This window comes from Fulvivirga aurantia (genome assembly GCF_009711475.1).
GTDB lineage: Bacteria > Bacteroidota > Bacteroidia > Cytophagales > Cyclobacteriaceae > Fulvivirga > Fulvivirga aurantia.
The window spans coordinates 1-10,693 of sequence record NZ_SMMD01000842.1 but is presented as its reverse complement, the minus strand read 5'-3'; the positions used below and the strand labels follow the sequence as shown (position 1 = coordinate 10,693).

Here is a 10,693-nt window from a genome sequence, read left to right as displayed (position 1 = left end):
ATTCTCACAGGCCATTGTGTGGGAAGATGGTGATGCCTTCAAAGAGATCGGAGAGCAGGTTGAAATATTAGAAGACCCTACAGGTAAAATAAGTTTCAATCAAGCCAGCTCACGAGAATACCGGAATAATTATAAACCATCAGAGAGTACTAACCTTAGTCTCGGTTATACCGATTCATTTTTTTGGTTTCGTTTTACAATAAATAACGATAGCAAGAATTTATTAATGCTTGAAATTGCACAAGCTGGACTTCCGGAAGCAGATTTATATTATGAGGACAAAACCGGCAATGTGAAACACTATGAGGCTGGGTATGAAGTTGATATAGAAAATAAATTAATAAATAGTTCATTTCAGGTATTCCCACTACCAACAGGTGAAATCACCTATTATTTAAGAGTAAATACAAACTCAGAGCCCATACCTGTAAGGTTATATAGCCAACATGAATACCGGACACGAGCCAACCAGCAAATGTGGAGCTATGGCCTGTATAGTGGCCTTATGCTGTTTGTTGTATTACTTAATATGTTTTTCTTTTTCTCTCTAAGAAAAAAAATATACCTCTTTTACTCTCTCGTAGTACTGATTTATTTCTTCTATTCAGCAGCAGTTATAGACGGCTTTATTATTTATGCCTTACCAGTTGATCTGGTATTTCTATATACCACTATACCCGCTATTGGCATTACTGTACAAACCATTTATTGTCTCATATTTTTAGAGGCTAGAAAGTATGTGCCTAAGCTATACAAAACAGTAATTTTCATTATCGCATACTTTGCTATTTGGGGTTTGATAAAATTCTTTTTCCCATTCTCAATAGTGCAGCCAATAAATACAGTCAATGCCATGATTTCATTTTTCGTGATGGCATTTGTAGGGGTGAAGGTTGGTGCTAGAGGCAATAAAATGGGTTACTATTTTGCGGTCGCTTATTTTATATATTTTCTACTCGTCTGTACGCAGGCCATTTATATCAATACCGGTAGTCCTGATTATATCGGTGGCTTAAGCCATGTGGCCTATGCTACACTTTTTGAGGTTATTTTACTTTCGTTTCTACTTTCTAAGCGTATGGAATGGAAACAAGAAGAAATAATTCAGGAAAGGTATGAGGCTCAGGAAAAATTACTGGAAACAACTTTGGAAAACGAAAGGCTCATACAAATGCAAAACATTGAGTTGGAAAATAAGGTTGCTCAGCGTACGGCTCAGTTAGAAACGAAAAATTTGGAGTTGGCACATATGAATGATCAACTAGGCGAATTAATCAGGGAAAAAGATGGTATAGTCAGTGCCGTGACGCATGATCTCAAATCCCCTTTAAGTAAAATAGAAGGATTCACTCGTCTAATACCCATAGGAGGACCGATTAATGCCAATCAAGAGGAATATATTCAGCGTATAATGCAACAGGTAGAGGTTGGTAATGACCTGATCAGGGATTTGCTCGAATTGCACATGTATGATCATGGCGATGTAAAGCTCAATACTTCAGAATTAGAAGTAAATACATATATCAATAGTTTTGCCCAAAACTATGAGCACACACTTCAAAGCAAAGACCAAAAGTTAGTTATCAATTTACCAGAGCAGCCTGTTAAAATTGTTACTGATGAGTATTTGCTGACTCGTATTCTTGATAATTTTCTGACAAATGCCATGAAATTTTCGAATATGCATAAGCGTATTTGGCTGACTGTGAGTAAGGAAAACGATACATTGTTAATCAGTGTGAAAGATGAAGGCCCGGGTATCAGTGAGGCTGATCAGGAAGAGATGTTTAAGATGTTCAAAAGATTAACAGCTCAGCCTACAGCCGGAGAAACCTCAAACGGATTAGGACTTGCTATCTGCAAAACCCTGGCTAATCAGTTAGGTGCTGATATAAAAGTCTGGAGTGAGGTGGGTGCTGGTACCGAATTAACGCTATTATTACCTCTGAATAGATCATTTTAAATTCGGGTTGTGAAATGTCTTCACCACTTATTAAGTTAGTATTTTAAACCTCTACTCAATACTGCGTGACTCAGGAGTCTAACGATATTTGTCAGGAGAAAACATTTGAAGCCGTATTCAGGTCACTGGCACCCGTTTTACGCAATTTTTTGCTTTATAAGTTTCGTGATGCTACGAGAGCCGAAGATATTGTGCAGGAAGCATTTGTAGTGCTTTGGGAGGCCTGTAAAAAAGTATCTATAGAAAAGGCCAAATCGTTTCTGTTTAAGGTAGGTCAAAATAAGTTTCTTAAACTACTCGACAAAGACATAGTAAAGGAGAAGTATGATGATCTTACCTTAGTAAACGTAGAGGTCGAGGACCCAGCCTTCACACTGGAACACAGAGAGTTAAGTGAAAAATTGAAGCAAGCCATAGCCCAACTTCCTGAAGGCCAGCGAGAAGTATTTTTATTGCATCGCATAGACGGCATGAGTTACAAAGAAATTGCTGACTCCCTTGAGGTGAGTGTAAAAGCTATCGAAAAAAGGATGCACAAAGCACTGCTCAAATTGAGAATGATTTGTAAAAGTTTATAATTCGGGGGTAGGGTAAATGAAGTTTAAAAGTATGTAACAATAATGAAACCCTGGGAACAAGACGATACCTTCTTAAGCCGATGGCTCAATAATGAACTGAGCGAAAAGGAACTTCGTGAGTTTGAGTCGAGCGAAGAAGGAAAGGCATATATAGATATGATGCTGGCATCTAAAGGAATAGGCACACCCACCTATGATGTAGAAAAGGCTTTGTCTCAGGTTAAATCAAAAATTGGAGAAAAGAAGGCCGGTAAACAGCGATTTCTACCTAGAGCTGTTACTATGACCGTGGCAGCCACAGTAACTCTCCTTGCAGCTTTTGCCGTCTACTGGTTCACCAAAGACACAGTGATAAGCACTGGTTTCGGTGAGCAGCAACTCGTAACCTTGCCTGGTGGATCTAAAGTCACACTTCACGCAAATTCATCCATAAGTTACGATGAAGATGATTGGTCCCAATCCCGAACGGTAGAGCTGGAAGGAGAAGCCTATTTTGATGTTTCGGAAGGAAGTCTCTTTAGTGTAAATACCGCTGTAGGCACTATTGAGGTATTAGGCACCTCGTTTAATATAAAGTCACGGTTGGAGCTGCTGCAAATAAGTTGCTATCAGGGCTCGGTGAAATTGCTTAACCGATTAAATGAAGTAATACTTGAAGCCGGAGAAGGGGTAAGTATCCGTCTTTCAGAAACCACTTTATTTGATTTGAGTCATGAGACACCAAGCTGGCTGCAAGGCGTAAGTTCTTTTAATGAAGCGCCTTTAGATGAAGTAGTACAAGAGCTTGAAGTAGTTTTTGGTATGAGAATCGAAAACATCAATAGGTTACCAAAAGAAGAGTATACTGGCTCTTTTCCACATAGTAGTGCAGAAAATGCGCTGAGATTGGTGTTTGAGCCATTTGGCGTTGACTATGAATACAATGAGTCTCGCAATACACTAATACTCAAGTAAGCACGATTTTTTATTTATTACTCTTATTATTACCTGCTTCATAGCTTATATTAGGCGTTTAATTACGCTATGGGTAAAAGGTTTTTGGTCATTGTTACTGTTCTCTGTTGTGGGATCTCCAGCTCCACTGCACAACAGATCGAGTTGAAGAAGTCCTTCAACAATGCGCCCGTAGTTCATTTGTTAAACTACCTTAAACAGCATGAAGGTTATAATTTCTCATACGCTTCAGACGATCTTGACAGCACGTACACTTCTGTAAATCAGGGTAAATATGAGCTTCAAAGGCTTTTGAAAGAGACCTTAAGTCCTTACTTCTTAGAAGCTGAGGTGGTTTCAGAAAAATTCGTGCTTATCAGAAAAATGTCACATTTAGTGATGACGCTTAAGGTGATGAATCAGGCTAATGAACCTTTGCCATTCGCGACCATTGGTGTGAGAAATACCACCGAGGGCTTTGTGACAGATGCATTTGGCGAGGCTACTATAAAAGTAAAAAACGATAGCGGTTTAGTGTTGGAGATAGCCTATTTAGGCTATAAAAACAGACTTATTGATCCACACATCGAAGGGTTAGATGTCACTATTAGTTTGCAACCAAAGGCCAAAGAACTTGATGAAGTAGTCATTATAGAGTACATCAATCGAGGGATTACGGTTAACGACAATACTTCAGTCGTGGGTATTGATTTACAAAACATGGAGATTCTACCGGGGCTTTCAGAGCCTGATGTACTCTTGTCTACTCAAATGCTACCAGGTATCACCTCTTCTGATGAGTCGGCCTCGAGCATCAGTATTAGAGGAGGAACGGTCGATCAAACGGCTTATTATTGGAATCAAATACCGGTGTATAGTCCGGCTCATTATTTTGGCAATATTTCCGCTTTTATACCTTCTGCTATAGGTAAGGTTGAAGTGCATAAAAATACTATCCCCGTAAGGTTTGGTGGTTATACAGGTGGTCTGCTTAATCTAACTTCCAGGTCCCACGATGCGTCTCAACCTGCCATTGAGATGAATATCAACCTCACACAAGCAGACCTTTACACGCAAGTCGATTTACCAAAACAGCTTGGTAATTTAATGGTAGCGGGTCGTAGGTCATATAATGATTTTTTGCTTACTCCTACATACAGTTCTATTAGTGAGAAAGTGTTTGAAGGAAGCACTACCAGCCTCTTCCAGGGCAATGTGACGGAAGACAACTTTGATTATAACAGTAAGATCAATTTTTCTGACATCAATGCCGTTTGGTCAAACCAATTGACCAACAGAGACAGTCTCACATTGAGCTACTTATACGCTTACAGTTTACTTGATTTTGAGTCGACTGATACTGAGCAACTTAACTTTACGAGTCAGTCCAATGAAGCTACTAATCATGGGCTTGGCTTCAACTGGCAGCATCGATGGTCTGAGCACTTGCAAACATCACTGAATATTGCCCATGCCAGATTTGAGCTGGCTTACGGACAAGACAACATCAGAGAAACGCAAGACGATTTAGATCAATATGAAACCCGTGACAATGACCTGGAAAACACTGAAATAAGGCTACATAATCAATTGAATCTCAGTAGAAACAAAAAGCTTTCTTTTGGCTACCAAGTCAACCAGATCGATGCTGGCTACACAATAGCTTCGCTTGATGTTTTTCCGGATGGTACTGAAGATCGTTTTTCTGCCTCTATCGGTGAGGCGGGTGTTGTACACAGTTTGTATGCAGACTTAGAATTGACGCCAACCGATCGTTGGTATGTAGGTTTAGGTGCGAGGCAAAGTTTGTATTCATTTGTCGATGAGGTTACTTTTGACCCTCAAATTCGCCTAAATTATAAGGTTGCAGATGCTGTAAGAGTGAAAGCATCTGCAGGTATTTTTCACCAATATATACAGTCATTTCAAGAGTCGGGCTTCACCATATCAAATGCCGTTGAGCAATTATGGATATTGGCTGGTGCAGATGAAGGCCGGGAAATTATTGAGAATAGACAAGCGTCAATTGGCTTTATATTTTCTGATAAAGGTTGGTTGATAGATTTTGACACCTACAAAAAACGACTTGATAAGCTGAATGCAAGAAAAATTAACAGAACTCTCGATGCGGCTTATTCTGCGGAAGAAAACATAGTAGGGCTCGATCTACTGATCAAAAAGCGTTTTAAAAGACTTCGAAATTGGGTCAGCTATACGTTTCAACAGAGTGAAGCTTCTATTCCAGGATTAAACATCCGTAACATGCCTTCCTCCAGAAACTTAACGCATCAGGTACAGTTGGCTAGCGCTTATGATTTTGGACGATTATCAATTTCTTCAGGGTACACAGTACGCTCTGGAGCCCCCTATGCTTTTTCACAATCTTTAGAAGAGGTATCACGTGATGGCTTTACATTTAATGTCGTAAACTATGAAAGTGTCAATCAAAGGTGCTTGCCCACCTACAGCCGATTAGATGTGTCGGCCTGGTATCATTTTCCTGTAAATACGACATCCCGTTTACAGGGCGAGATAGGAATTTCTCTTCTCAATGTGCTGAATAATAAAAATATTGCCGAGCGAAATTATGGCGTCTCCGAAACAGGAGATGGGGAACCAATTCTCTCACAAACAGATCGTTATCTCTATGGTTTTACACCGAATTTGAGTCTTCGCTTAAAGTTTCTATAATTTTTTTTCAAGAGGGGGTAGGGTAGCTAATTACCAGCGGTATGTAGTGATGTAAACAAATTACTACATACAATGAAACAAATATTTTTAACAACGCTGGTTTTAATTTTTTTAGTGTCATGCTCAGATGATGACAACGACTGTCAAATTCAAAATCAGAATACTATTTATGTTGATGCCTCGGCTACGACTCCGGGTGATGGAACTGAGACTTATCCATTTCTCACCATACAAGAAGCTGTTGATGAAGCTAAGTCTGGTGACGTGGTTCTGGTCAAAAGTGGTACTTACCGAGAGTCAATTTCTATTGATAAAAACGGTATTTCCTTAAGAGCGGAAGACAATACCTTATTAACACAAGACGGTTATAATGCCACGATTTATATTTCGGGAGATCAGGTTGAAGTAAGTGGCTTTGAGATTGCCAATAGCAACTCTGATGATCTGGGTGCTATACATGTGCAGGAGGCCTCTTTTATTACCTTATCTGATAACCGCATACATGACAATCCTAATGCAGCCGCTTATTGGTTGGTGGGCACAAAAGACGTAACGATTGACGGTGGCCAATTGATAGACAACCGTGGCGGTGTTATGATTGAAGGCACAACTAACAACCTCACCATAAGAAATGTGGAGATTCTGTCTACTGAGATTATCCTCATGCAACAGGGAGACACTACGCAGTCTTCACAGTACTTTGGGATTATCAATGCCTGGGATCCTGTTGGTGGTAGCAACTGGTTGTTTGAAAATGTAACGATAAGAGGAACAGTAACTTATGGCATTGAGCTTAGATCAAGGTCTGAAACCTACCCACAGGAAAATCCTATTACAAATCTGACCATTAGAAACTGCCTGCTTGAGCAAAACGGATATGGCTATGCAGCTGACGGATACCCTTCGACCAATTATGCACCGGAGTATTACTATGGCAACGTACTCATCCAAGGATTAAGTGGTGTATTGGTTGAAAACAGCATCTTCAGAGAAGGTGGAGATTGGGGAATTGATTTTTACAAAACCGACAATATCATTGTGAGAAATAACATTTTCGCCAACAATGGTATGCGTACGCCTCATACTGAAATAGGAGATGGTCTTGAGGTAAATGGAGGGCGTAATAATAAGGTGTTTAACAACGTATTTTACGGAAACCCCAACAGCGGTCTTTTTCTCAGTTACTTGATAGAAACACAAGGAGAGTTGCATAGTCCTACCTCTTTGGTGGCCAATAACATCGCCTGGAACAATGGCGAAGGAGATTTATCCATATTTGGACCTACTCCAGAAGATCCACATCAGGGCTTTTATGCTACCCACATTCTACACAACAATTTATTTGGCACCCGAGGCGTGTGGGGTCCTGTAACAGAATCCAACGGACTGACCGCTAACCCAAATTTCACAGATCCTGCCAACTATAACTTTACCCTTCAGGCAAGTAGCCCGGCAGTAGATAATGGTTGGGCTCTGGATAATGATGTGCCTACGACAGATATGAATGGAGCTAACAGACCTCAGGGAGCTGGAATCGACTTAGGTGTATTCGAATATTAATCAATCAAAATCTTAAACAAAAAAACAGAAATTATGAAATCAGTAATCAATTTATCAATAAAACTAGGTGTGGCTTTTATAATACTATTGTGTTTACTTGCTTTTGCAGGTTGTGCCGATGATGATGTTAACCCGGACAACCCACCAACTAATACTAATAATGATCAGACTCCAGTCGATAATGATGGGGATGGGGATGATGACAATGATCCGGATGATGGAAGTGGAAATGATGATCCTCCATCTTTCTCTGGTGATTTAAATGCGCTTTTTGTTGGACACAGTGCTATGAATATGATCGTAGACGACTATGTAGCCACTTTGGCAAACTTAGGAGATGCGGGTACAACATTAAACAGAGAACAGGTCACCAATGGCGATATTAGCCTGGTGGGCAAAATGGACAGAGAGCATGGCCTTTTTGATGGCGACAACTCTCATTCTTATGATTTTGCGGTACTTACGGAGCAATGGGGCTACCAGGATTTTAATCCTTCAGAGTTTGGCGAAGACACGAATGCAGCTATAAGTGGTTGCGCACCAGATGGCTATCAAGTGCCAGCATTATGGGAAAACCCAGCAGAAGATTGGGCACCAATACCTTACTATTTACAACAGTATGCCGATGCATTAGAGTGTGGAAGTCCTGAAAGTGTGACTTTTTATTACCAAACATGGTCGTTAGGGTATGACGAAGTGCCTAATGGTACAACAAGAGCTGCTAACCAAAATTATCAAAGACCTACAGTTGAAGAAATGGAGCAAATGCTCAATAGTGGAAATGCTTTTCAGGATTTGCCTTTAGCAGATAGAATTGAGTTTGAAGGTGTTAAATGGCAGTTTTTTGTTAGGTCTACTAAAAGGTCACACATCAGGTTTATACCAGCAGCATTTGCTATGTCTAGACTTATGAGAGAAATAGAAGCAGGTACTGTGCCGGGCTTCGAAGCTTTAGCCAACTCAGGAGGCTTAACGGCTGACAATCAATTAGCCTGGGTAGATTACCTGTTTTATCAGGATGAGTACCATCTTTCTACGGTAGGTCACTATTTCATGTCGCTAGTGATTTATGCTTCAGTCTTTAACCAGTCCCCAGAAGGCTTCGCTATTGGTAGCGGACAGTTTTTAACTTCAGAATGGTTCCCTGAGAATCAGTATGACCTGGAAGGTATTAGCAATGAGCAATATGAGGCTTTATTGCAGGAAGCCGGTGCAGAAGGCATTTATGACCTAAGAGGATATAACGACCTTGATTACATGCATGATGACCTGCGTGATTACCTGCAGCGCCTGGCCTGGGATGTAGTGCAAAATGACTCTGCTTACTAATGAATAATTTCCCGGATGCCTTCATTGAAAGGAGGCATCTGGTTTTACCTTTCTAAATACAAAATCATGTATTCTATCATATTCACATTACTAGCAACATTTACTGGCATTGATAATGCTGATCTACCAAAATTCAGCGGTACTTTTATAGATGAGAACTATCAGACCACCGTTCAGATGAAGGTTGTCGAAGATAGTATTCAGGGTGTTCTGATTCAGTCAATTGGAGTATTTCCATTTCACGGAAGTATAGAGCAAGGTCAATTGATCGGCAAGATTTATACAAAGGCACAGCATTTATCATTCAAAGCTACTCCTGCAGCGTTTGGTTTTCAGCTGGATGTTGAGGGTATATCAACCTCATTTTATCGCACCTCACATGCGCAAGAGTTAGATAATTATGATTTGACAGCATATTTTTCTCAAAAACCTGAGTCAGTAGTACATTCAGCGCCTGCTAATAATGATAATACTTATTACAATTTAATTGCAGGAGGACAATTAGTTTATTATACACGCAGTTCGATATTAAGCAGCAGCAATGCGAGCTCCATCACGTATCTTAATTTTTGTGCAAATGGTACTTACAACAGGTCTTATGATGGTTCTTACAGTGTGGAAGGTAATTATGGAGGAAACGCCCACGGTGCTAGTAGCAGTAATGAATACGGCCGGTGGGAAGTAGTTAAATACCAGGGTGTGCCAGCAGTAAGAATGGTAAGTGCTGGTGGAGAAACCAACTACCATGCGATAGATGCCAGTCGATTAGAGGCCGGTAGATGGAGACAAGGCAATACGCAATTTGCGTTTCAAAGAGGTAAGGCAGTTTGTTATTAAAATAAAAAACAGGGCAGATCAAAGCATACAAAAACCTTAGCTTAGCATAAAAATATTCCAGATGAGCTTTGAAGATTTAAAAATTACCAAACAGTTAAAGTCCGCCATTGATGATCTGGGTTTTATAAATGCTACTGAGATTCAATCCCGTACATTTCCTGTAATTGCTTCTGGGCAGGATGTAGTTGGTATATCCCAAACAGGAACTGGTAAAACATTGGCTTACCTGCTGCCATTGCTCAACGGTTTAAAATTTTCAAAAAGCCCTAATCCACGCCTGCTAATTTTAGTGCCTTCCAGAGAGTTGGTGATGCAGGTTGAAAAAGCGATTAACGAGCTCACTACCTATGTCAATCTACGCGTACTAGGTGTATTTGGAGAATCCAACATCAGACTTCAAAAAGAGACACTGGCTGAAGGTCAGGATATTATTGTGGCGACACCAGGTCGTTTGTATGACTTGATGCTGTCCAGAGCGGTTTCTGTCAAAGACATAAAAAAACTGGTGATTGATGAAGTAGACGTGATGTTGGATATGGGTTTTCGCATGCAGCTTAATAATATTTTTGAGTTACTGCCGGCTAAAAGGCAAAATATCATGTTCTCTGCGACCATGACAGATGATGTAAATGTGCTTATTCAAGATTTTTTCGATCAGCCAACTCAAATTACAGTCGCTGTAAGTGGTACACCATTAGAAAATATTGTACAGGCGAGTTACCCGGTACATAATTTTAATACGAAAGTAAACCTGCTGAGCCACTTACTTGCTAATAAATCTACCTATAAAAAAGTGTTGGTA

8 protein-coding genes are annotated in these 10,693 nt (G+C 40.1%); all 8 read left to right on the top strand.

Going from position 1 to position 10,693, the window contains the following annotated elements:
- On the top strand, positions 1 to 1,963 hold a 1,963-nt coding region (locus E1176_RS12450), incomplete at its 5' end, for a sensor histidine kinase (RefSeq protein WP_155210962.1).
- A gap of 65 nt (positions 1,964 to 2,028) precedes the next feature.
- Positions 2,029 to 2,541 carry a sigma-70 family RNA polymerase sigma factor gene (locus E1176_RS12445; protein WP_185152785.1) on the top strand — a complete coding sequence of 171 codons (513 nt, stop codon included), beginning with the start codon at positions 2,029 to 2,031 and terminating at the stop codon, positions 2,539 to 2,541.
- 42 nt (positions 2,542 to 2,583) lie between these two features.
- A complete protein-coding gene (locus tag E1176_RS12440) occupies positions 2,584 to 3,495 on the top strand; it encodes a FecR family protein (protein ID WP_155210961.1) in 912 nt (303 codons plus the stop codon).
- Between the two features lie 69 nt (positions 3,496 to 3,564).
- Positions 3,565 to 6,165 carry a TonB-dependent receptor gene (locus tag E1176_RS12435; RefSeq protein WP_155210960.1) on the top strand — a complete coding sequence of 867 codons (2,601 nt, stop codon included), beginning with the start codon at positions 3,565 to 3,567 and terminating at the stop codon, positions 6,163 to 6,165.
- A 72-nt stretch (positions 6,166 to 6,237) separates the two neighbouring features.
- Positions 6,238 to 7,725, top strand: a complete 1,488-nt coding sequence (locus E1176_RS12430; protein ID WP_155210959.1) for a right-handed parallel beta-helix repeat-containing protein — start codon at positions 6,238 to 6,240, stop codon at positions 7,723 to 7,725.
- Between the two features lie 33 nt (positions 7,726 to 7,758).
- Positions 7,759 to 9,054, top strand: coding sequence for a hypothetical protein (locus E1176_RS12425; RefSeq protein WP_155210958.1), 1,296 nt, complete (start codon positions 7,759 to 7,761; stop codon positions 9,052 to 9,054).
- Positions 9,055 to 9,069: 15 nt separating this feature from the next.
- Entirely contained in the window at positions 9,070 to 9,891 is an 822-nt protein-coding gene (locus E1176_RS12420; RefSeq protein WP_155210957.1) for a hypothetical protein, read from the top strand.
- Between the two features lie 61 nt (positions 9,892 to 9,952).
- A partial coding sequence (locus E1176_RS12415; protein ID WP_155210956.1) for a DEAD/DEAH box helicase occupies positions 9,953 to 10,693 on the top strand: 741 nt, incomplete at its 3' end.